Here is a 21,857-nt window from a genome sequence, read left to right on the forward strand (position 1 = left end):
CACAGCCCACCTCCTTCTCCCGGTTCCGGGTTCTCCCGGATTCGCGACTTTGTCTCACGAGAGGCCGCTTTAAGAGGGCACCTCCAAAGCGCCGCGTTTATTGATTCGACAAAAGTCTTAGGAATTCCTCCCCAATTCATGCCAAAATACGCAAAAGTGACGATGCTTTGGCAAAAGTGGGAGTCTCACGATTGGATGAACCGCTTGCAAAATCCTGCGGTTAATCTTAGCATGGACGCAGTGGGTTTGGCCTAGACTTGCCACACTAACGGAGGATATTTTCGCCATGAACTTCACTGTTTACCTCTTAGGGGGAAAAATCGGGGGTTTCTACGTTGAAGCTCTGCATGAGTACGAAAAACGCTTAAGCCGGTATTGCCGAATACGCCGGGTCTGCTTCGCGTCCGGCGAACAGCTGACGAGTGCTCTCTCACCCCGAACCCACAAGATCCTGATATCCCGCCGCGGCGGAAAATCGCTGTCCTCCGAAGCATTGGCCGACAGGATCAACACTTTAACCCTAGCGGGGATCTCGGAAACCGCCTTGATCCTGAGTGCGCCAGACTTGCTTCCTGCCCGGGCCGGGCCGTTCCCGAGCTCGCCCCTGAACGTCCCCGAGAAAACCGGCCTATCCCCTGGCGCGGACTATGAAATACTGACCCTGACTGCTTTGGACATGAACTTGGGCTTGCAGGCCACGCTGGTATACGAACAGATCTATCGCGCTTTTCGTATTCTCAGGCATGAACCTTACCACAAGTAAAACCAGGGCTCTCCCTGGCTGGAGCCTGGCTGAAGCCGGGGGCATGCGGCGAAGATCTTCGTCTGTACACACCGCCCCTCTGTCCTTGGATGGCACAAACTTGGCCGAACCGGATTCAGCCCCGCGACTCTCTGCAGGTAAACTTTCACCGGCGAACACCGGGAAAACATTCATTCCGGTTTCCCGACCAGGGTCCTGTCGAGCTGCTCCAATAGTGCCAAGCGTATCAGTTGATGGGGAAAAGTAAGCCGAGAGAAAGACCAGCGAAAATCGGCCCTCCTCCGCACCCTTTCAGCCACCCCCAAAGAACCTCCGATAATAAAAACAAGGCCGGTCTTCCCCCGCTCCGCCACACTCTTCAGCATCCGCGCAAAGGCCGGGGAATCCATTTCCCGGCCTTCAACATCCAAGAGAATCACAAAATCGTCCGCACAAACTCTGCCCAGCAAACGCTCCCCTTCCCGGACCTTAACATTTTCCTCCTCCGCCCGAGAAAGCCTGGGTGGGCAGGGTTCATCCGCCACCTCCACGATATCCACCCAGGCGTATGCGGCCAGAGACCGCCGGTAAGCCACAATCCCCTCTTGCAAGTAACGTTCGCGAATTTTGCCGGCCGCTATGATTTTGATCCGAAGCACAGCACAACCCACCCCCTCCCCATGTCGCAGACGGCTGCCGGCGGCGCCCCAGCCCCACGCGGGCGCGGGCACCGGTCATGGGCTGCCGGGCCGGGCGTTCGACTCAGAGAATCAAGGTTGTGCGCCTCCGCTAAGACTTGAGCTCCGACAGAACCACCGGGATGTTGATCGAAGTGCCGTTACGGTAAACCGTTACGGTTACTTTTTCTCCCGCTTTATATTTGAACAGTTCATGGGTCAGCTCAAGAGAATTACGGATTCGCACCCCGTTGACCTCAGTGATCACATCCCCGGGTTTGATCCCTGCTTGGGCCGCAGGCCCGCCGACGTTAACCTGCGCTACGTAAGCGCCTTGCGGCCAACCCTCCTGGGAGGCGTATTCGGCATTATAGCGCGAATCGATAGTGACCAAAAGCGCGGGATGGCTGGCGTACCCTTTTTCAATCAACTGCTTGATCGTGGGCAGAGCATCCGAGATCGGGATGGCAAACCCCATCCCTTCAAAGCCGGGCTCCTGGTTTTTAGCCGAATTGATTCCGATCACAAGCCCCTGATAGTTCACCAAAGGTCCGCCGCTGTTGCCCGGATTGATCGCGGCATCCGTCTGAATCAGATTAAAACTGGCTTCTCCTTGCAGATTCAAAACCCTGTTTGTCGCGGAAACGACCCCCACCGTGACGGAACGGGCAAATTCCTGCCCTCCCGGGTTCCCGATCGCGACCACCGGCTCACCGACCTGCAGTTTGTTGGAATCGCCCAATTGCGCAGCCGTCAGATTATTCGCGCTAATCTTTATGACCGCCAGATCCGTGCGGGGATCGCCCCCGACGACCTTCGCCTCGAGATTGCGGCCGTCCGCTAAGCTCACAACTAATTTCCGGGCTCCGTCAATAACGTGGTAGTTGGTCACGATATACCCATTTTTTGCATCAATAATAAACCCGGAGCCGCTTCCGTACTCGCTCAGACCCTGCCCCCCGAACAGACCGCCCGAGCCTTGGAAATTGGCAATCCCTACGACCGTGGGGCCGACAGTCTTGGCGATCTGCACCGCGGGGAAATTGGGCTGGCCGCCGGAAGTCACAGGCGGAGCACTGGATTGCGTGATTGTCACCGGGTTTCCCGGCGGTTGTACCGCCCGGTTTCCATAGAGGGAATGGCCCAAGCCGAGCGCCAAAATTCCGCCGAGCAGGGCACTGAACAAAGCCACCACCGCCGTCGGCAAAAGGCGGGGTCCCCTGCCAAAAGAGTAGTTTGATCCCTTGTAATAGCCCATAGCTTCTACCTCCCTTAATCTATTCTTCACGCAAATAGATAAGTTCATGCGGAGTATGGCGGGGTGCTACCCTCAAACGAAGTTCCGGATTCTCTTTGGCAATACGGGAACCCCTCAACGCGCGCAGAACGGCGGTCAAGGCAGCCTCCGGAGTATTATTCTCCTCGCTCAAATGGGCCAGAACGACCCGCTGTGTATTTTCCCCGATCCAGCTCAACAGACCCTCGGCAATCTGGCCGTTCTCCAAATGGCCGTAAATTCCCGCGATCCGCCTTTTTAGAGGCCAGGGGTAACGCCCTTGCCAAAGCTTCTCCTCGTCGTGGTTAGCTTCAACCACCAAGGCATCACAGCCGCGCAAGTGCTCATGCATCGCTTGCGTAACCGTTCCGCTGTCCGTCGCGATCCCTAAGCTCAGCCTTTTGTGGCCGGCGGTTTGACGCGTAATCTTCAGTCCGTAGCTTTCCCTGCTGTCATGCGATGTCGGAAAAAGCTTAATATCAAGACCGGCCAGGGAAACTTCCGCCGGGATAATAATCTTTTGTTCATCCTTCAGCGGACCCGCGGCTTGGCGGATCTCTTCCCACAGTCCGGCCGTAGCCAAGATAGGAATTTTCAATTTACGAGCCAGGACTCCGATTCCTTTGATGTGATCGATATGTTCGTGGGTGACAATAATGCCTTCAATCTGCTCCGGCGGAACGTTGAGGATCGCCAGGTTCCCCACCAGGCGCTTGGCACTGATCCCGCAATCGACTAAAAAACCCCTTTCCCCTTCCCCCACCAAAATCGCATTCCCCGAACTTCCACTGGCCAGTGTCGCAAAGTGCAAAATCCCGTCACCCCTCAACAGCGCTTTTTCCCCGGCTCCCCCGGCTAGGGTTTCCCTTTTTGCAACCCTTCCACCTGTGCTATCAATTTTTTCAACTGGGCCGCGTTAGCATTGCCGGGATCCTCGGCCAGCGCCTTTTGCCACAGTTTCAGCGCCCCGGCATAATCCTGTTTGGCCTGCGCCAGAAACAGTCCGTAGCTATAGAGCACGTCAAAGGAATCCGGTTTTTGAGCCAGAGCCTCCTGATAACTTTTCTCCGCCAAACCGTTTTGACCGGCATAAAGGGCAGCCGTCGCTAAATCAAGCACGAGATTGGTATCTTTCTTAACCTTAAGAATCTCTTGGTAACCTTGAACCGCCTTGGTGAAGTCCCCCCGCGCTTCGGCCGGCGCGCTTCGGGTCGCGGTCACGCCCAAATCATAATAAGCGTTGGCCAATTGTTCCTTCAAAGTCACATCGTCCGGCTGACTTTTAAGCTTTTGCAAAAGGTCTTGCACTTGGCTCTGCGCCTGGTGATACTGTACCTCGGCCGCTGCCGCGGCCTCGGCTGAAGACGACGGAGTGGCGGGTGAAGAAGGCGGAACGTTGAAACCCGGGTAAAACAAACTGAAGGCTGCCGAACCCACCATGCTCAGAGTCACAAACACGGCCAGAATAATTGTCAGCGCCTTTTGCGTCCTTTTCTTCAAACCTTCACTCTCCTCCCCCCGAAAGATCTCCCCCATGCCGGGCAAGCCGCGCCCAGTTCCCTTCTTCTTCCGGCCGGATAGGGCGGTAAAGCAGTCTATCCCCGGAATGACCCGGAACTCCTCGGCACTCCCCGGAACTCCCCGGAATGACCCGGAACTACCCGAAATGACCCGGAACTACCCGGAATGACCCGGAACCTACCCGGAATGACCCGGAATGACCCGGAACTCCTCTGAGGAATTCCGGGGACCTCCCTACCGCCCGGGTCACCGAATGCTTCGCACGGAAGCCCCTGGCTTTAGACCTTTAGGCATGGGGTGGTTGACTCGTCATCTCTAGAGCCGTTTTTAGGCTCGGATGGTGGCTCGGACGGTGCAGCGCTCCTCATAATAAGACGTGCTCTCTCCCAAGTCCGACACCCGGCCCCCAATCAGCTGATTTACGCCCAGCCCCCCTGCCGTAACGCCCTCCGGAATGACAACACAGCTGGGATGAATAGCCTCCGAAACTGCCACAGGCGCCTGTAACTGCCCCCTGGCAGTCGAAACCAGAACCATATCCCCCGGTGAAAGTTTAAATCGTCCGGCCAGGGAGGGGTGAATAAAAACCCGCAATCCCTTTCCCTCCATAAATTGGGAGTGAATTCCTGCCGCAGGATGAGGCGTCAAAAGATAAAACGGAAATTCTCTCGTTTCTCCCTCAAGCCCGGAGCCATCTCCACCCGGGACATCGGGCCGCTCCCCGGTAAAATTCGCCATGGGGTCGCCCGATTCCTTCCGGGCCAATTCGGAAAATAACTCGATCTTTCCCGACGGAGTCGCAAATAGATAATCTCCCCAGGCCACCTCAGGAATATAGGGTGCCCGGAGAGGTCCTTCTTTCAACCGGCCTAAAGTGACCCCCTGTTGCGCCAGGGGCTCCAGCACGTATTCCAACCACTTTGCGGCCGAGAAGGGAAAATAGCGTCCCAAGCCCAGTCTCTGGGCCAATTCTGTAAAGAGAAGCGGTTCCGCTTTCGCTTCCCCTTGAGGTTCCAGTACTTTACCGGCATATTGGAGGAACGGACTCCACGATGTGGCGATCAGGTCTTCTTCCTCGAAGACAGTCGTTACCGGCAGGACAAGATCCGACTGTTTTGCTGTCTCTGTCATGACCGTGTCAAGCACAACTTTAAAACGAATCCCCTGCCAAACTTCCCGCCAAAGCAGGGAATCCGGCTGCTGAACCAGGGGATTGGAGCGTGTGACCAGGGCCAAGCGCACAGGCGGGTCAGCTTGCTTCAAGCTTTGCGCCAGGAGGGCATGGGGAAAGGCCCGGCTTTGCCAATCCCCCGGGGGAAGAAAAAGACTGTTCAAGTTCCTTTTATGGTAGGCGTGAGCGAAGTGAACCCCCGCTCCCGGGCGCCCAACGTTGCCTGTCAGGGCAGCCAGGGCATCGACGGCGCGAACCGTATTGCCCCCATTAGTATAGCGTTGCAGTCCGTAACCCAAAAGGAATGAAACCGGTTTCTCCCGACCCATCGACTCCGCCAAAAAGCGCATATCCTCCACACTCATTCCGGTCAGAGCGGAGACCTTTGCCGGAGGAAAATCTTTGACCCTGACGGCAAAAGCGGAAAATCCCTTAACATGTGCCTTGACAAAGTCTTGATCCAGCCACCCCCGATCCAGAACAATGTGCGCCAAGCCCAGGGCCAAAGCCCCATCCGTGCCCGGATTAACCCTGAAGTAGGCGTCTGCGAAATCCGCACTCCTGACCCTGACAGGGTTAATGACAATAAGCTTCGCCCCCTGCCTTCTCGCTGCGCGCAAAAGGGGCTGGAGGTGAATGCTCGTAACGGCCGGATCGCGCCCCCAAAGAATGATCAACCCCGCCCGGACCAGATCTTGCCAAAGGCTGCTGCGAACCGCACCGAAGTCTATTTCCTGGGCCCGGTAACCGGCGCCCCAGCACATACTTCCCCTGGGTTCCGTTACGCCGCCCAAGGCCTGAAAAAACCGCCGGTCAAGCGCCCGCAAAACCCCGTTATGGCCGTAGTCGAAATGGTGAAAAATTCCCCAGGGGCCGGTTTCCTCCACGGTCCGCCGGATTTCCCCGGCCAAAAGTTTATACGCTTCCTCCCAGGATATCCGTTTCCAGGAGGTTCCCGCCCGAAGCTGAGGAAACCGCAAGCGGTCGCGCGAAAACACCCTTTCGGCTAAGGCCCGCCCTTTGGCGCAAATAAACCCGCGCGTTATGGGGTTCTCCCTGTCACCGTAAACCCGCAGTCCCTGTTGGGTCTTTTCAACGAGAAAAGCGCAGCTGTCCGGACAGTTCAAAGGGCAAGCCGAACGAACAACCTCCGTCAAGAAAACTCCCCCCTTAGTCAGCGCCTATCCTTCAGTGTCTGCACTCTTTCGGCCGCTCTCTTTCCGCCCAACCGCTCCTGCTCAACCGCTCCCATTTAACCGTTTTCATTTCGGCCCTTTTATAGAACATGCGCGGGAAAACCTCGGAATTCGATTCCGGGGATGAGAACGCATCCGCTTAGATCCCCTTCACCAGGCCCGCTTTTTGGAAGCGGAGTTTGTCTGCGAAGCCGGGGAAAGTGCGGCGAAACCGGCACCAAACACCCAGGCCCTCTTCGGACTCCCTTGTTTGAACTAACGGACCGTCTGCAGTTCTTTCGCCTTAAGGTACAGGGCGACCTCCAGCCGTTTTTTCTGGAACTCGCACCCCAAAGCATAAACTTCCGTCAAGCTTCCGCCGGCGGCGAAATTCGCGGCATGACACCCTCCGCTGCAGGAGAAACGGGCCCAACAGACCCGGCAGGAGGCTTTGGCGTAAACGTGCGCGGCGCGGAAAGACCGAACCAAATCCCGGTTCAGTTCGAGCGGATCCGCGGCATAGAGAGAACCCATTTTAAACTGCTCCTGGCCGACGAACTGATGGCAAGGATAGAGGTCTCCTTCAGGGGAGATCGCCACATATTCATGACCCGCCCCACAACCCGCAAGCCGCTTGGGCAAACAAGGACCTTGTTCGAAAGCCATATTGAAATGAAAAAAGCTGAAATCCTCTCCTCTCGCTCTGCGCTCGATAATCTCCTCTCCCAAACGATCATAACTCTCCCTGATTGTCTCAAGATCATCCGGTTGGAAAGCGTAGGGCTCTTCCGGAGAAGCGACAACGGGTTCCATCGATATCCGTTTAAGCCCCAAATCCAGCATGTGGACCACATCCCGGTCAAAATCCAAATTAAAATGCGTGTACGTTCCCCGTACATAATAATATGTCCCGACTGCATAAGGAGAACTTTCCGGGCGTCTCCGGGCAAAACTCCGAATCGACGGGACCACCCGCTCATAACTTCCCTGCCCGTTGGCAAAGGGTCTCATTTTGTCATGCACTTCCGGCCGCCCATCTAAACTCAAAACGACGCTGATATCTTCCTTTTCCAGAAACTCCTCAATTTCCTTGGTCAACAGCACCGCGTTGGTGGTAAGCGTAAACTTCAAAGTCTTATGTCGCTCAGCCGCCGCCTGCCGCCCATAGCGAACCAATTCCCGAACGAGCGGAAAATTGAGCAGCGGCTCCCCGCCAAAAAAGTCCACCTCACAGTGATCGCGGTGGCCGGAAGCAGACAAGACAAAGTCGATTCCTCTCCTCCCGGTTTCCGCATCCATTAACATACGGCTCCCGCCAAAAGCCCCGGACCCGGCAAAACAGTAGCCGCAACGCAAATTGCAATCATGGGCCACGTGCAGACAGACGGCCTTGACCAAAGGTTTCTCCGGATAGCTCGGGCCTTGCTCCTCCGCTTCTTTTGAGAAAAGTACCCCCTCTTCTTTCAAGTCTGCCAGTTCATCCAGGACTTCCTGCGCAACGGCCCAATCCACGGCGGCTCTCCCGAGCCCACGCTTAATTTCCGCCGCCGAAAGAACCGGCAAAGTCCCCATAACCCTTAAAATCCGGTAAGTCGGTTCGTCAACGACATGCAGAGAACCTGAATTTACATCATAAGCAATATTGAGGTCTCCTTGCCGAAACACATGTACATTTTTCTCCAGATTATAGCCGGTCAAATCCAACATGACAATCCTCTCTCTCCGAAAACCCTGCCGTTATCGCCGCCGGCTGCCTGCCAAAGGGATAGGCCGGCGCCTGAACCCGTGATACCATCATGATCCAGGCAAGAGCGCCCCAGCTCGTGACTGAAGTCGCGAGTGTGCGGGCGCTCTGTCCATCAAAACAGAAACAGAACCCATCCCAGCCAGGGGTGGGTTCCGAAGCCGTACCTGCGTCCTATTCCCTCCGCAACGGGATTAAGCACCGGTTTCCGCCGACAACGATATGAGCATCTACTTGACACACACTTGATTCCCAACCGTACAGGACGTTTTGCATGCTGACTGGCATGAAGTTTGACAGGCGCCACAACCCCCGGTCTTCACGCTGTCACTTAAATTCGTCCTAATCACGGTTTGAATATGTTTAGCCATTCAAACTCCCCCCTTCGGTCTTACCTCTTTCTCACTGATTATAGCACGATGCCACATACAAAAGGAAGCCCTTCCGGGCAGCCCGGCCAAATGTCAGGAGCCCCGGCCTCAGGCCGCATGTGCATCGATATCTCTCTCTAAAGCATAAAGCCGATTGACCAAGACATCAATTCGTTGACTGATCATAAGAACTTCCGGGTCAGACAAGTCCTTGTCCGCAGCGACCGTATACATTCTGCATCGCCACGTTTCCAGCTCCTCCAACAACTCGCGCTCCACAATTTTCACCCTCTTTCTTGGGAGGTTTACCCACTGCTACAGGATACCTCTTTCCAGCCTCTGCCGCAATAGCATATATTGACTACTTTTGTCGCAACGCTGCCGAAACCCCCACCTTTTCCTAAATTCCGTTGCAGCCCGCCCCAGCTAAGCGTCAGCCGACTTTTTCCGTATGAGCTGCCCTTGCCTCCCGGACGGAACGAACAGCAAAATACATCATAAGCGTCAGAGGAAGCAGATACAGATAAAGCGCGTAAGGCAGGAACCCCACGCTGCTCACTTTCATTGTCACAGTCGGAACCAGGGCCGCAAGATTCCAGGGAATCAGGGCAGCCAGAACTTCTCCCGTATTTTCTAGATCTACGGCTAAATCATAGTTGCCTTTTTCGCTGCTTGCGTAGCTTTTCTTCATCAACTGGTCGGTAAGAACGAGACTAATGGACTGATTGGAGCCCAAAGCTGCCGTCACAAGGCTGACGAGCGCCGTGTAGCTAAAGAGCGCAAACCTGCCCTTGGCCCGCAGGAGAATGGCCTCAATGCTCCCGAACATGCGGGTTCCTTCGAAAATTCCGGCCATGGCACAAGACACAAAGACGACAAACGAAGGCTTGAGCATGGAAATTATCCCGCCCCCCTGGACAATGGACCGAAGTGGGCTGGCCTTGTCCAAGCGGAACCCTAAAACAATATCCCGCACAACTTCGCTCAGATGCTGCTGCTGAAACAGAACACCGATCCCGGCCGCCACCAACACGCTCAGAAGCATAGCCAATTTGATGTCCAGTCGAAGCAGCGCCAAAAGCAGGACGAGCAGCGCCGGAACCAACACCAAGCCATTAATCCGGAAAATATTTAGCAGTTCCGCGTCTAACCGGCCGACCACAAAGCTTAAAGGACAGCGCAGAGAAATAATATAATAAAGGACTAAGGACAGAACAAAAGCAGGAGCCGCGCTCTTAAACATATTCCTGATATTGGTATAGAGATTCGTCTCCGTCAGGTTAGCGACGAGGTTGGCGCTCGAAGACATGGGCGAACAACGGTCTCCGAAATAGGCTCCGGCTATAATCGCCCCCGCCGCAATATTGGCGTTGATATTTCCGTTCTTAGCCATGAGCATGAGGGCAACCCCTACCGTACTCACCGTGCCCAAGGAGGTACCCAGCAGAAATGAAACGGCCGAACTCACCACAAAGGCATAGAGTATGAAGTAGTGCGGGTTCATGTATTTCATTCCGTAGTAGACGATCCCGGGCACCGTGCCGGAAGCCATCCAAGCCCCCGTGATCGCGCCGATCAGGATAAAGATCTTCAAGACTACGAACGCTTTTCTGGCGCCTGTGAAAGCCATCCGGACCACGTCCCGGAGCCGGAAGCCGCGCTCCCAGGCAATAAAGGCGAAGATGAGGAGGCAGAGAACCAGCGGATAACCGACAAAAGCCCCCCTCAAAATAAAGGCGACCAAAACCCCAATCGCTGCTATCATGCCCAAAACAAGATCCATCTCAGCCTTCTCCATTCTCCCCTATGCAGAGCGGAAGAACCAACACCCGTATCCGCAACGCCGGCCACACACCCCGGGGCTCTCCCCGCGGCGACATGTCTCTTCTCTCGGTCGTAGTGAACGCCGGCGAGCAATTCCGGCAGCGGCGGGGTTCTACCCCCCGAGGCGTTGCTCTGCTCTCTACCCCATGGCCCTGCCTCGTTCTACCCATTAACCTTCCAATCCTTGCACACGTCGATCCAGGCTCGGGCCTTTGAATATCTTATTCCATTGCCGGAAATATTCCTTTACTTGTTCGATAGCCAATTTAGCCTTCCTTGTACCTGCTATGCCCGCTCCCTGTCCGCGGCGTACGCGGCACTTGTCGTTGGCATACGCCGGCTTGTGTAACGCAGCAAACACGCTGTGACGCACCAAAAATAAAAAAGTAGCCTCACCCGAGAAGTGCTACTTTTCCGTTTTCCCGGGGCCCTCTGCGTCCGGGTTAAACGGCGAGGATGTTCCCGCACATTAATTTAATTATATAGCTCGTCGAAGGATTGGGCAAGTTTATGAAGAATGGCTTAAGCTCTGATATACGTTTCATGTTCTTCGAAATTCGCCCTTAACATTTATCCAAAACGTAAGACTCCCACTTCTACAAGTGGGAGTGGGTCCCACGTACCCCGCTGCGGTGGGGGTAGACTCCGCCTTCGGCCGTCATTGTCCACCGGACAATGACGCCTTCGCCGAGAAGTGTAATTTTGGGATAGGCGGCTTCGGCGAAACTCTCCACTGGAGACTTTCGTCACCGAAGACATCCTCACCGCACAAGTATGCGTTGAAAGCTCCCGCGGAACCCCCGGAGTTACCCACGGTAGTGGTATCCTCACCGCACAAGTATGCGTTGAAAGCTTGCGGTTCGGTGACAGTGTCCACAGGACACTATCGTGATGTTCAGCGTAAGCTGAACGAGTTCACTGGGATTCGCTGCCTTTTACCCTTTTTCGTTGTGATTGCAGTGCAAACTGCAGTACAGGCCTAACGGCGAGTGCATAGAGACCACTTGTACGGCCTGCCAGTTCAGCACTCAGCGAATACTGAGTGCCGGAACTTGGGAATCCTCGCGTTTCAACGCGGGGAGGAAGTCAACACTACGGCCTGTCTACTCCAAGATATTCCTTTAATGCTGCCTGGGTAATCTGCGAAAAGTTTACTCCCTGTTTTTCGGCCAATTCCTTCAGCCATGCCGGCAGAGTTATATTTGTTTTTACTGACCGATTATCCATTTCATCCTTTACAACTTCTGGGAAAATCGTCACTGGAACGATGATTGCGCCGGCCGGGATATCCTCAAATGGCGGCTGGGTAGGATTCGCTGTGACATCACCGTCTTTCTCCATCCCCCAGAGATGAAGCCCTAAAGCCTCTGCGGCCATGGTCTGAGCATGATGAAAGTTATCCCCCATTGAAACGCACCCCGGCAGATCAGGAAAATACACACCGAAGCCTCCATCTTTTGACGGTTCGAAGACTGCAAAATAAGTGACTTTACGCAAATTAATTCCCCTATTATTATTTATTATTTTTAGTTCATCTTATAAGCAAGGCACAGGGTCTACTTGAACCCTGCCTGCTTCCATATGCTGCCGAGTGCCCCCGGACGGGATGTCGCCTTTGTGGTTCGGTAGGGTCACCTTACCCGGTTTTATCGGATGTATGAGCTGGATGTGCGAGCCCTTGGTTTCTTTGAGTATCGAACCGTCTTTGTTCAATACCCTTAGAACTTCCCGAACCGTCATTATTGATTCTCTCCTTCTAACTGGATTATACGCATTATTTATGCGTATATCAATGGTCAAACGCGTAGTACGGTCAGTATCGGCACAACCAAGGTTACAAATGTTAACACTATGCTTAAGACGGCAAAATCAAAGCCGGAAAACACCGGCTTTTTTCTTTTTCGCCGGTTGCTGTAAGGTTGCTGTCAAATGTGTTTTACGAATTCCGCGCATAAAATGAAAAGGTACCGCAAACCCTTGCGATACCTGCATTTTCATATGGAGCGGATGACGGGATTCGAACCCGCGACCCTCGGCTTGGGAAGCCAATGCTCTACCAGCTGAGCCACATCCGCGAAATCCGCCGGCAAAATCAGCCACGATCTTGCCCACTGGACAAAACCAGGCGGAACACTAATTATTATATATCTTGCCCGCCAGCAAGTCAAGGCAACGGCAATAGACGATCAGGAAAACCGCAAAATCCTTGTGCCTACTCGTGTTCCTTCGCCGACACTTTTAAGGCATGGGAATCACCTGAACAGTTGGCTCCTCTCCGGCTCAGAAAATTGCGCCTCGCACGATGGTCTGCTCCCGCCCCGGCCCCACAGCCACCAAGGTGACCGGTACGCCGGTGAGCTGTTCGATTTTCTCTATATAGAGGCGGGCGTTTTTAGGCAAATCCTCAAAATTACGCACTTCTGAAAGATCCTCCTGCCAGCCGGGAACTTCCTCATAAACCGGTTGGCTGCGCTGAAAGACTTTCTGACTTTGAGGAAACTCATAGAGAACCTCTCCGTCCACCCGATAGCCGACACAAATCCTTATGCTCTTCAAGCCTGTTAAAACATCGAGCTTGGTCATGGCTAAATCGGAGATCCCACTCACCCGCACGGCGTAGCGGGCGATGACCGCATCGAACCAGCCGCAGCGTCTGGCTCGGCCCGTCGTCGTGCCGAACTCACGCCCCTTATCCCGGATCCTTTCACCCGTTTCTTCCAGGAGCTCCGTGGGAAACGGTCCTTCTCCAACCCTAGTCGTGTAAGCCTTCACCACTCCGACCACCCGCTCAATCCGGGTCGGACCCACTCCTGCCCCGGTGCAAGCGCCTCCGGCAATGGGGTGCGACGAGGTCACATACGGATAGGTTCCGTGGTCCAAATCCAAAAGCGTCCCCTGTGCGCCCTCAAATAAAACCTTTTCCCCGGCCTGGATGGTTTCGTTAATCACCAGGGAAGCATCCACAACATACGGACGCAGAGCCTCCCCGAAAGCCAAGTACTCATCATAAATAGGCTGGAAGTCAAGGGGTTCCGCCCCATAGACCTTGGTCAGCAGCATATTCTTTTCCTGCACATTTCGGCGCAGCTTAAAGGCAAACTCCTCCGGATCCAGAAGATCCGCAACCCGAATGCCGATGCGGGCCGTTTTATCCATATAGCAAGGGCCGATGCCTCGTTTGGTCGTACCAATCTTCTGCTCGGCTCGGGCTTCTTCTTCCAAACCGTCCAGCAACCTATGATAGGGCATGATGACCTGGGCATTTCCGCTGATCAAAAGCTTACCGCTGCGGACGCCGCGTTCGCGCAACTGGCGCAGTTCATCGAGAATAACCGCCGGGTCGAGCACAACCCCATTGCCAACGACACAGGTTTTCTCAGGATAAAGGATACCCGAAGGTATCAGGTGGAGTTTGAATTCTTCACCTTCCTTGACCACGGTATGGCCGGCGTTATTGCCTCCCTGGTAACGAACCACCATGTCTGCTTGGGCCGCCAAATAGTCCGTTATTTTCCCTTTCCCCTCGTCTCCCCATTGCACTCCGATCAAAACGACAGCTGCCATTTCGTTTCCTCCCATCTTCCACTGGGCCCGCCCACCGGGGCCCGGATGGCCTCACAAACAGCTTAATATTAGCAATCCCTCTCCCATATGTCAATCAAAATCCGAACATTTCTTGGTAATATTCATCTATTATTCGTATATTTCTTTGCCCCTCTGCCTAGATCCTCTCCCTTCACCGTTCCTTTTTCTTTTTTGTCTTCCCCACCTCTACCCTGCTCAGAACATCCGGGCGAAACCGCACCACTCAAAGCGCTTCTAAAAATGCTGAGCTTCTGCGTCAGCCACGCCCTGTTGGTTGGTCATGTGCTGCCGGTCAAGGTTAACAAACTTGGTAAACTCCTTGAGATAACCCAGTTCCACTGTTCCCACGGGACCGTTGCGGTGTTTGGCCAGAATAATTTCCGCAATTCCTTTCTTCTCCGAGTCAGGGTGATAATATTCGTCCCGGTAAATAAAAGAGATCACATCCGCATCCGCCTCAATGGCCCCCGACTCCAGCAAATCTGACATGATCGGGCGTTTGTCCTGGCGTTGCTCGACTCCCCGGTTGAGCTGGGAGAGGGCAAGAACCGGGACCTTCAGCTCACGCGCGATTCCCTTGAGCCCGCGGGAGATCTGGGCGACTTCCTGCTGACGGCTTTCGGCCTTGCGTCCCAAAGTCATAAGTTGCAGGTAGTCGATAATCAGCATGCTCAAACCGTTTTCCATTTTCAAGCGTCTGGCTTTGGAGCGCAACTCGGTCAGGGAAATGCCCACTGTATCGTCAATCCAAATCGGGGCTTCGGACAAAGGGCCGACCGCTCTGGTCAGTTTCGGCCAATCCGTATCGACCAACTCACCTGTGCGCACCCTCTGCTGGTCAACCATTGCCTCCGAGCACAGCATTCTTTGTACCAGCTGTTCTTTTGACATTTCCAGACTAAAAAGAGCTACCGGCATTTTGGCCCGGACCGCCGCATTTTGGGCCATGTTTAAAACCAAAGCCGTCTTTCCCATCGACGGGCGGGCTGCGATGATAATAAGATCGGATGCCTGCCAACCCGATGTGAGATGATCTAATTGGCGGAAAAAGGTAGGCACCCCCGTGAGGTTTCCCTTGTTGCTATAAAGATATTCAATCTTCTCGAAGGTCTCGAGCAAAACCGTGCGGATCGAGACAAATCCTTCTTTACCCCTTCTCATGGAAAGGTCCAGGATCATCTTCTCCGCTTCGGCCAAAAGAGTTTGAACCTCTTCTCCCGGTTGATACCCCCGCTCGACGATTTGACCGGACGCCTTGATAAGTTGGCGCAGCAAAGATTTTTCCGAAACAACCCTGCTATAGTACTCCACACCGGCACTGGAAGGAAGCGAACGGGCCACTTCCGCGACCGCGGCCATCCCTCCGACCAGGCTCAGATGCTCCTGACTTCTCAAAGTCTCGGTTACGGTCACCAGGTCAATAGGGTCTCCTTTGTCAAAAAGTTCACGTATCGCCGCAAAAATCAACCGGTGACTGTCCCGATAGAAGTCCTCCGGTTGAAGTATTTCAAAAACGGAGCCCGCCGCTCCGGGATCGAGCATCAAAGCGCCCAAAACCGACTGCTCCGCCTCCAAGTTGTGGGGCGGAACTTTCATGAGTTCCATCTTTATTCTCCTCCGGCCAAATCACAAGCGACAAAGACCCGGCTGGAAACTAAAATGCGATTTTGGCCGCCTCTTCGTAATCGCTGACAGGGATTATCTCTATCCCCTTGATACCCCCCGGGACATCGGCCAGGTTGTCCGCGGGAATAAGGATGGTGCGAACTCCCGCTTGCTTAGCCCCGAATATCTTTTCGTAAATGCCGCCTACCGGTTTGACCTTGCCTTGGATAGAGATCTCGCCGGTAACGGCCAGGTCCTGTCTCAAAGGAGCGTCCTGTATGGCACTGAAAAGAACCAGAGTTATAGCCAAGCCGGCTGACGGACCGTCAATTTTTCCGCCCCCAACCACGTTAACATGGACATCATAATCCCGCAGGTCCGCGCCCGTGATCCGGCGAATCACGGCAGTCGCGTTAAACACGGAATCCCTGGCCATACTGCCGGCGGTTTCGTTAAAACGAACGGTTCCCTTTCCCGCCATACCGCCGAAGGCAATGGCTTCAATCTCCAGGACGGAGCCGAGAAAACCCGCCACTCCCAAGCCCAGAATGCGGCCGACTTCCTGCTTCGGCGCAGACTTGCGCAAGACACAGGGGGCCAAACGGGCCGAACGCAGGACCTCAAGGACGTCCTCCACCCGTACTCTGGCCCTTTCCGCCTCCGGCCTGCGGTAACGAACCAAGCCGTAAGCATCTGTCAGGATGCCGGTGGCTTTGCGCCCTTCAATCACGTATTCACTGATGACCTCGGCGACGTCCTCTTCTAAGTCAAGATCCAGCTTCTTCGCTGCCTGACGAACGATCTTCTGCACATGTTCCGGTTCCAAGGGAACGAAATAAACCTCCGAGCACCTGGACCGCAAAGCCGGACTCAGAGCAGCCGGCTCACGCGTCGTCGCCCCTACCAAGACAAAATCCGCGGGCGCCCCTTGTTCGAACAGATTCTTTATGAACTGCGGCACATTGGGATCAGCCGGGTCATAATACGAAGAATCGAAAAACACTCTTTTGTCTTCAAGCACTTTGAGCAGCTTATTGAGCAAAAGGCCATCCATTTCAGCTATTTCATCGATGAAGAGAACACCCCCGTGGGCTTGGGTCACCAAGCCGGGTTTTGGTTCGGGAATCCCGGTTTCGGCGTAGTCGCGTTTTGCCCCCTGAAAAATAGGGTCATGGACAGAACCCAAAAGGGGATTGGTCACATCCCGCGGATCCCAGCGCAAACTCGTGCCGTCTGCTTCGACAAAAGGCGCGTTGGGCGCGAACGGAGAATTAGCATGCCCCTTGACCGTTTCCAGCGCGGCCCGAACCGCCGAAGTCTTGCCAACCCCGGGCGGCCCGTAGATGAGGATATGTTGGGGATAGGGAGTAGCCAGCTTGGCCAGGAGGGACTGAACCCCTTGTCCCTGGCCTATAATCTCCCCGACAGTCTGGGGCCGCAAAACCTCCGCGGCGCAACGACCCAGCCGGGTGCGATTCATTCTTTCCAACAGACCGAGTTTTTTCAGAGTCTGGGCGTTCTCCGGTCCGGCAGCCTCTTTCAGGACCTGCATTTTGATCTCTTGCACATAATCCTTATGCCGTTCCTGCATACGATCCTCGATTTGCCTGTCAAGGCGCTCCTCCACCGAACGGCGGGCCAGCAAGTCGGCTATCCCGTCCTCAATTCTTGCCAGCCGCTCAGGAATCTGCGCCTGCGAAGGAAGGAGACGCGCTACCGGATCGTTGGAAACAATTTTCTCCAGGGCGGCAACCCTCTCCGCAAGGTCCGGCGAACGCATTAAGGCCAACGCATCCAGTTTGCTCGCTTTTAAGACCAGCCGATCCGCACCGTAAAACTCGGCCAGAAAGGAATAGAGGGCCTCCACTTCCCGTTTTAACCCCGCCTCGTCCGCCGCACTCGCATCGCCCTGCAGCCATTTCGTTAATATTTCTTTCATCGCGGGACCGGTTCCCCCCTAGCCGAAAGCCAAAAGCCTGAGGCCGCAAGCCGTGCACCCCCGCTTCTGGCACCCCCGGATCTTTTTTATCTCAGCGTCCGTCCGGAAACTCAACTGGCAATCACCCGGACCCGGAACTCCGCGCTCACATCGGGGTGGAGCCTGGCGTGAACGGAGTAGGTTCCCAGGGCTTTGATGGGCTCCCTTAGCTCAAGCTTCCGCTTGTCTACATCCAACGCGTATCTTTGCTTGAGCGTATCGGCAATTTCCTTGTTGGTAACTGAGCCAAATAGGCGGCCGGCCTCGCCGGTCTTGGCGCCGACCTCGACGACAAGGGGCCGGAGTTTGCCGGCCAAGTCTAGGGCCAACTGCTTTTCTTTTTCTTTGCGCTTTTCCTCCGAGGCCTTTTTGTTGACCAAATCCTGCATGTTGCTCTCCGTGGCCGCCAACGCCAATCCCCTGGGAAAAAGAAAGTTGCGTGCGTATCCGTCCGCCACCTCCAAGACCTGGCCTTTCTTGCCCGTCCCCTTGACATCGGATACCAGTATGATTTTCATCGCTTCAAACCTCCTTCCGGGAGTATACCCCCAGCCGCAATGCGGACTATTTCTTGCGCTATTGCGCTAGCCCTCTGTTTCCGGCAGCTTCCGGAAATTAAAAACCACATCAAACAAGCCAAACATCATAAGCGCCACGAGGCTGAAGAAGAAGAAAAACAAATTCACCATGAGCAGAAGCCATTTGACAAAGCGGGGTACTTTGGCGGATTTGAGCACATACCCGTAAACAGCCACCCCCAGCACGAGCGCTGCCACGCCATACACCACCATCACATTCATGCCGACCGTTTTCCAGGCAAACCAGCCGAACTGGTCCCCCAACAGATAGGAGGCGATACCCAGAATCGCGCCCCAGACTGCGTACCACGGCAGACGCCAACGGGAAAAAGGTACTTTGGCCCGACCCCTTTCAGGCAGGAGACGCCCGGCAATATAAGAGGCCAAGCCAAATTTCACCAAACCGGACAAAGCCGCGAAGCTTGGGATCAGAGAAAAATAAACGGGCAGCATTTTTTCCAGCCCCGCTTTTAACTGGCTCTCCGTGACTCCCAGCTGTTGGGCGGCAGCCAGCATTCCCGAAGACTTATAAGAAGCCAGACTGCCGCTCACGATTTCCTTCAGCATCGCCGGATCCAAGCCCTGACGCACAAAGCCGATTAAGGGCAGAGCCGCCAGGAACCCTGTCACCGCCAAGCTCCAAAAGGTATTCACACTCTGCGGCCAGTGCCGTTTCCAGCCCGCCACTGTGAGCAGGCCGGCAAAAGGAATATACCCCATCTGTTCCAGTCCGCTCCAGCGAAATGCCAGGGCGGCCGACCCGTACCCGACCACCAGAAGGAGCGCGGTAATCTCCCAACCCCGGCGCAGTCCCAGCGAAAAAACGGCCAGTAAAAGGAGAATCTCCCAAATCCAGCCCCAAAGTCCCCATGCCACGCCGGCCAGCGGAAAAGCGATCAGAACTATGCCCGCCAAGAAGTCCAAACTTTTGCGATCACTCCAATACATTGCCTTGCTCTCCTATCCGCTCGTCAGTCTCGTCCAAACGCCCTAACCTCCCCAAGACGGGGACCCGACCGCCTTACTCCTCCGGGGCCAAATAATCGAGCAGCAAGCTGACGTCTCCCCAGCGCTCCTCAAATTCCGCCTTATCCGTCTTTCTCCAGGCTTCCAAGCGTTGCAAGAGGACCCGGTCGAGCCGCGCAAAATCATAACCGAGCCTCCTAGTCAAGAGGTAGCTGAGGCCCACCAGGTCGGACAGGGCCTCCAGCGTCTCAGTCTCCGAGCCGGCCAAAGCGCCTTGCTGCAACTGCCACAGCGCCTTGAGCAACTCAACCTTGAGTTCGTCAATTGCCTTCATTCCCTTGACTACATCCACTTCAACCGATTCCACTGCCATCGGGCTCAGTCCTTCCCTAAAATACAAAAAGGGAGCACCTTGCTCCCTTCGGCCTACTCAACCATGTATGGCAATAAGGCTATGCTGCGAGCCCTTTTAATTGCCAAGGTCACTTGGCGCTGGTGTTTCGCACAATTGCCGGAAATCCTGCGCGGCAAAATCTTGCCGCGTTCTGTCACATATTTGCGCAGTTTGTGTGTTTCCTTGTAATCGATCGACTCCACTTTATCGACACAGAAACTGCACACCCGCTTCCGGGGACGCCGTCCGCGTTCGCGTTTCATGCTTCAATCTCACCTTCCCTTTAGAATGGGATATCATCATCCAGACTTACCTCATGACCGAAGGATCCTACCCCCCCAAAAGAGCCGCCGCTTGCGGAAGGCCCGGCGCTCCCGGCCGCCCCGCCTGCCGAGCTTCCTTCTTTCGGGCTGAGAAAACGCACGTCTTCAGCCACAACTTCGGTGGACCAGCGCCTCTGTCCATCCTGCCCGGTGTAAGAGCTCACCTGAATACGACCGTCCACGGCCGCCAATTTCCCTTTGGCCAGATAGTTCGAACAGAGTTCAGCCAGCTGACGATAGGTCACCACCGGAATAAAATCGGTTTCCCGCTCACCCTGAGCGTTTTTATACTTGCGGTCAACCGCCAGCGAAAAGGTTGCCACAGCCACGCCGTTCTGAGTATAACGGAGTTCGGGGTCTTTGGTTAAACGGCCAATCAACACGACCCGGTTCAACACTTCAGCCCCTCCTAACCTAATCTTCCTTTTTCGTCGTCAAAAAGCGAAGAACATCATCGGAGATCTTCATCATCCGCTCCAGTTCCTGCGCCGTACGGGCTTCACCGTCAAAGTTCATCAGGACATAAAAACCTTCCCGATAATCCTTAATTTCGTAAGCCAAGCGGCGTTTACCCCATTTGTCAGCCGTGACATTTTCCCCACCGTTGTTGGTTACAACGGCGGAAAACTTGTCCACAGCCGCGGCAAGCGCCTCATCATCCAGATCTGGCCGGATGATATACAGATTTTCGTACGCTTTCATCTTGCACCTCCCCCCGGACTGCGGCCCCGTAGAAACGGAGCAGGGATTGTTTTAGACTTACAAGAAAAAATTATACCATTTTACTAGAAAAAAAACAACTTACAACTACACATTGAAACGGAAATGTACGATATCCCCGTCATTCATTACGTACTCTTTCCCTTCCAAGCGGACCAATCCCTTGTCCTTGGCGCCGTTAAGCCCCCCGCAACGGACGAAGTCCTCATAGCTCACCACTTCTGCCCGAATGAAGCCCCGTTCAAAATCCGTGTGGATGGTCCCCGCCGCCTGAGGCGCTTTGGTTCCCAGCCCGATGGTCCATGCTTTCACTTCCATGGGGCCGGCCGTGAAAAATGTCATAAGCCCTAAAAGATGAAAGGCAGTCCTGATCAGGCGGTCCAAACCGGGCTCCTGTAAACCCAGATCCCGCAGAAAAAGGGCCTTCTCTTCCTCGTCCAGTTCAGCAATCTCCGCTTCGATCTGGGCGCAGATGACGACGACCCCGGCTCCCTCTCCGGCGGCCACCTCCCGCACCTTCAGTACGTAAGGGTTTTCCTCCGCCGCGGCCAAATCCGTCTCACTCATATTGGCCGCATATAAGACCGGCTTCAGCGTCAGCAAAGGAAAGGATCTCAAAATCTCCTTTTCCTCGGGGTCGTAAGAAAGGGTGCGCGCGGCCTTACCTTGATCAAAGGCCTCTTTCAAACGATCGAGCAAGTTGAGTTCCACCTTCGCCCGCTTGTCCCCCGCCTTCAACATCTTGGCAACCCTGTCCCCGCGTTTCTCCACACTTTCTAAATCCGCCAGGATCAGTTCCAAGTTAATAATTTCGATATCACGCCCCGGGTCAATACCACCCTCAACATGGATGACGTTGTTGTCTTCAAAGCAGCGGACCACATGGACAATCGCGTCAACCTCGCGAATGTGGGACAAAAACTTGTTGCCCAATCCTTCCCCTTGGCTGGCTCCTTTCACTAACCCGGCAATGTCGACAAACTCCACCGCCGCAGGTACGATGCGCCCCGGGTGCACCATACCGGCCAAGACCTGTAAACGCTCGTCCGGTACCCGGACAATGCCGACATTCGGATCAATCGTGCAAAAGGGGTAATTTGCCGCTTCCGCTCCCGCCTGGGTAATAGCATTAAACAACGTCGATTTTCCCACATTAGGCAAACCGACGATTCCCGCGCGCAGAGTCATGTTCTACCTCCCCCGGCCA

The 21,857-nt window shown here is 54.8% G+C and carries 22 protein-coding genes and 1 tRNA gene; 1 reads left to right on the forward strand and 22 read right to left on the reverse strand.

Translation table 11 applies throughout. The annotated features are described in order from the left end of the window. The first annotated feature begins 286 nt into the window (after positions 1-286). Positions 287-763: a 23S rRNA (pseudouridine(1915)-N(3))-methyltransferase RlmH gene (locus MNU25_RS01890; protein ID WP_240983534.1), complete on the forward strand. Its 477-nt coding sequence runs from the start codon at positions 287-289 to the stop codon at positions 761-763. A 170-nt stretch (positions 764-933) separates the two neighbouring features. On the opposite strand, the gene rlmH is transcribed toward MNU25_RS01890, so the two are convergent. From rlmH to ychF, 22 genes are all read right to left on the reverse strand, one after another. Next, positions 934-1,401, reverse strand: coding sequence for a 23S rRNA (pseudouridine(1915)-N(3))-methyltransferase RlmH (gene rlmH, locus MNU25_RS01895; RefSeq protein ID WP_240983535.1), 468 nt, complete (start codon positions 1,399-1,401; stop codon positions 934-936). Between the two features lie 130 nt (positions 1,402-1,531). Further along, positions 1,532-2,677 carry a S1C family serine protease gene (locus MNU25_RS01900; RefSeq protein ID WP_240983536.1) on the reverse strand — a complete coding sequence of 382 codons (1,146 nt, stop codon included), beginning with the start codon at positions 2,675-2,677 and terminating at the stop codon, positions 1,532-1,534. A 19-nt stretch (positions 2,678-2,696) separates the two neighbouring features. Next, positions 2,697-3,506: an MBL fold metallo-hydrolase gene (locus MNU25_RS01905; RefSeq protein ID WP_240983537.1), complete on the reverse strand. Its 810-nt coding sequence runs from the start codon at positions 3,504-3,506 to the stop codon at positions 2,697-2,699. Between the two features lie 44 nt (positions 3,507-3,550). Next, entirely contained in the window at positions 3,551-4,195 is a 645-nt protein-coding gene (locus MNU25_RS01910) for a tetratricopeptide repeat protein (RefSeq protein ID WP_240983538.1), read from the reverse strand. Positions 4,196-4,543: 348 nt separating this feature from the next. Further along, positions 4,544-6,544, reverse strand: coding sequence for a molybdopterin-containing oxidoreductase family protein (locus MNU25_RS01915; RefSeq protein ID WP_240983539.1), 2,001 nt, complete (start codon positions 6,542-6,544; stop codon positions 4,544-4,546). 294 nt (positions 6,545-6,838) lie between these two features. Further along, complete coding sequence (gene scfB, locus MNU25_RS01920) at positions 6,839-8,269, reverse strand: thioether cross-link-forming SCIFF peptide maturase (protein WP_240983540.1); 1,431 nt, start codon at positions 8,267-8,269, stop codon at positions 6,839-6,841. A gap of 267 nt (positions 8,270-8,536) precedes the next feature. Next, positions 8,537-8,677, reverse strand: a complete 141-nt coding sequence (gene scfA / locus MNU25_RS01925; RefSeq protein WP_240983541.1) for a six-cysteine ranthipeptide SCIFF — start codon at positions 8,675-8,677, stop codon at positions 8,537-8,539. Between the two features lie 108 nt (positions 8,678-8,785). Beyond that, entirely contained in the window at positions 8,786-8,956 is a 171-nt protein-coding gene (locus MNU25_RS01930) for an aspartyl-phosphate phosphatase Spo0E family protein (protein WP_240983542.1), read from the reverse strand. 154 nt (positions 8,957-9,110) lie between these two features. After that, positions 9,111-10,475 carry a Na+/H+ antiporter NhaC family protein gene (locus MNU25_RS01935; protein ID WP_240983543.1) on the reverse strand — a complete coding sequence of 455 codons (1,365 nt, stop codon included), beginning with the start codon at positions 10,473-10,475 and terminating at the stop codon, positions 9,111-9,113. Between the two features lie 1,118 nt (positions 10,476-11,593). Further along, a complete protein-coding gene (locus MNU25_RS01940; RefSeq protein ID WP_240983544.1) occupies positions 11,594-11,998 on the reverse strand; it encodes a type II toxin-antitoxin system HicB family antitoxin in 405 nt (134 codons plus the stop codon). A gap of 39 nt (positions 11,999-12,037) precedes the next feature. Further along, on the reverse strand, positions 12,038-12,241 hold the full coding sequence (locus MNU25_RS01945; protein WP_240983545.1) for a type II toxin-antitoxin system HicA family toxin: 204 nt from the start codon (positions 12,239-12,241) through the stop codon (positions 12,038-12,040). A gap of 259 nt (positions 12,242-12,500) precedes the next feature. Next, positions 12,501-12,576, reverse strand: a tRNA-Gly gene (locus MNU25_RS01950). A 205-nt stretch (positions 12,577-12,781) separates the two neighbouring features. Continuing rightward, positions 12,782-14,065, reverse strand: a complete 1,284-nt coding sequence (locus tag MNU25_RS01955) for an adenylosuccinate synthase (RefSeq protein WP_240983546.1) — start codon at positions 14,063-14,065, stop codon at positions 12,782-12,784. A 255-nt stretch (positions 14,066-14,320) separates the two neighbouring features. Next, the gene (gene dnaB / locus MNU25_RS01960) at positions 14,321-15,691 is read right to left on the reverse strand and encodes a replicative DNA helicase (protein ID WP_240983547.1); all 1,371 of its coding nucleotides are present in this window, start codon (positions 15,689-15,691) and stop codon (positions 14,321-14,323) included. Positions 15,692-15,740: 49 nt separating this feature from the next. Next, positions 15,741-17,630 carry a Lon family ATP-dependent protease gene (gene lonC, locus MNU25_RS01965; RefSeq protein WP_240983548.1) on the reverse strand — a complete coding sequence of 630 codons (1,890 nt, stop codon included), beginning with the start codon at positions 17,628-17,630 and terminating at the stop codon, positions 15,741-15,743. A 110-nt stretch (positions 17,631-17,740) separates the two neighbouring features. Next, complete coding sequence (rplI, locus tag MNU25_RS01970; RefSeq protein WP_240983549.1) at positions 17,741-18,187, reverse strand: 50S ribosomal protein L9; 447 nt, start codon at positions 18,185-18,187, stop codon at positions 17,741-17,743. A 66-nt stretch (positions 18,188-18,253) separates the two neighbouring features. After that, positions 18,254-19,195 carry a DUF2232 domain-containing protein gene (locus MNU25_RS01975; protein ID WP_240983550.1) on the reverse strand — a complete coding sequence of 314 codons (942 nt, stop codon included), beginning with the start codon at positions 19,193-19,195 and terminating at the stop codon, positions 18,254-18,256. A 73-nt stretch (positions 19,196-19,268) separates the two neighbouring features. Next, positions 19,269-19,586, reverse strand: a complete 318-nt coding sequence (locus MNU25_RS01980) for a MazG-like family protein (protein ID WP_240983551.1) — start codon at positions 19,584-19,586, stop codon at positions 19,269-19,271. A 53-nt stretch (positions 19,587-19,639) separates the two neighbouring features. Further along, positions 19,640-19,870 (reverse strand): 30S ribosomal protein S18, encoded by a 231-nt coding sequence (gene rpsR / locus MNU25_RS01985; RefSeq protein ID WP_240983552.1) that lies wholly within the window; start codon positions 19,868-19,870, stop codon positions 19,640-19,642. 20 nt (positions 19,871-19,890) lie between these two features. Beyond that, positions 19,891-20,328: a single-stranded DNA-binding protein gene (locus tag MNU25_RS01990; protein ID WP_240983553.1), complete on the reverse strand. Its 438-nt coding sequence runs from the start codon at positions 20,326-20,328 to the stop codon at positions 19,891-19,893. 16 nt (positions 20,329-20,344) lie between these two features. Next, on the reverse strand, positions 20,345-20,632 hold the full coding sequence (gene rpsF / locus MNU25_RS01995) for a 30S ribosomal protein S6 (RefSeq protein ID WP_240983554.1): 288 nt from the start codon (positions 20,630-20,632) through the stop codon (positions 20,345-20,347). Positions 20,633-20,737: 105 nt separating this feature from the next. After that, the gene (ychF, locus tag MNU25_RS02000; RefSeq protein WP_240983555.1) at positions 20,738-21,838 is read right to left on the reverse strand and encodes a redox-regulated ATPase YchF; all 1,101 of its coding nucleotides are present in this window, start codon (positions 21,836-21,838) and stop codon (positions 20,738-20,740) included. Positions 21,839-21,857 lie beyond the last annotated feature (19 nt).

The organism is Acididesulfobacillus acetoxydans, assembly GCF_902729405.1.
Lineage (GTDB): Bacteria > Bacillota > Desulfitobacteriia > Desulfitobacteriales > Desulfitobacteriaceae > Acididesulfobacillus > Acididesulfobacillus acetoxydans.

Excerpts from the sequence above, each read along its gene's own strand:
- rplI (WP_240983549.1), bottom strand. The coding sequence starts at position 18,187 with ATGAAAATCATACTGGTATCCGATGTCAAGGGGACGGGCAAGAAAGGC.
- dnaB (WP_240983547.1), bottom strand. The coding sequence starts at position 15,691 with ATGGAACTCATGAAAGTTCCGCCCCACAACTTGGAGGCGGAGCAGTCG.
- MNU25_RS01900 (WP_240983536.1), bottom strand. The coding sequence starts at position 2,677 with ATGGGCTATTACAAGGGATCAAACTACTCTTTTGGCAGGGGACCCCGC.
- lonC (WP_240983548.1), bottom strand. The coding sequence starts at position 17,630 with ATGAAAGAAATATTAACGAAATGGCTGCAGGGCGATGCGAGTGCGGCG.
- ychF (WP_240983555.1), bottom strand. The coding sequence starts at position 21,838 with ATGACTCTGCGCGCGGGAATCGTCGGTTTGCCTAATGTGGGAAAATCG.
- MNU25_RS01935 (WP_240983543.1), bottom strand. The coding sequence starts at position 10,475 with ATGGAGAAGGCTGAGATGGATCTTGTTTTGGGCATGATAGCAGCGATT.
- rpsR (WP_240983552.1), bottom strand. The coding sequence starts at position 19,870 with ATGAAACGCGAACGCGGACGGCGTCCCCGGAAGCGGGTGTGCAGTTTC.
- MNU25_RS01975 (WP_240983550.1), bottom strand. The coding sequence starts at position 19,195 with ATGTATTGGAGTGATCGCAAAAGTTTGGACTTCTTGGCGGGCATAGTT.
- scfA (WP_240983541.1), bottom strand. The coding sequence starts at position 8,677 with ATGGCTAAACATATTCAAACCGTGATTAGGACGAATTTAAGTGACAGC.
- MNU25_RS01980 (WP_240983551.1), bottom strand. The coding sequence starts at position 19,586 with ATGGCAGTGGAATCGGTTGAAGTGGATGTAGTCAAGGGAATGAAGGCA.
- scfB (WP_240983540.1), bottom strand. The coding sequence starts at position 8,269 with ATGTTGGATTTGACCGGCTATAATCTGGAGAAAAATGTACATGTGTTT.
- MNU25_RS01945 (WP_240983545.1), bottom strand. The coding sequence starts at position 12,241 with ATGACGGTTCGGGAAGTTCTAAGGGTATTGAACAAAGACGGTTCGATA.
- rpsF (WP_240983554.1), bottom strand. The coding sequence starts at position 20,632 with ATGAAAGCGTACGAAAATCTGTATATCATCCGGCCAGATCTGGATGAT.
- MNU25_RS01890 (WP_240983534.1), top strand. The coding sequence starts at position 287 with ATGAACTTCACTGTTTACCTCTTAGGGGGAAAAATCGGGGGTTTCTAC.
- MNU25_RS01955 (WP_240983546.1), bottom strand. The coding sequence starts at position 14,065 with ATGGCAGCTGTCGTTTTGATCGGAGTGCAATGGGGAGACGAGGGGAAA.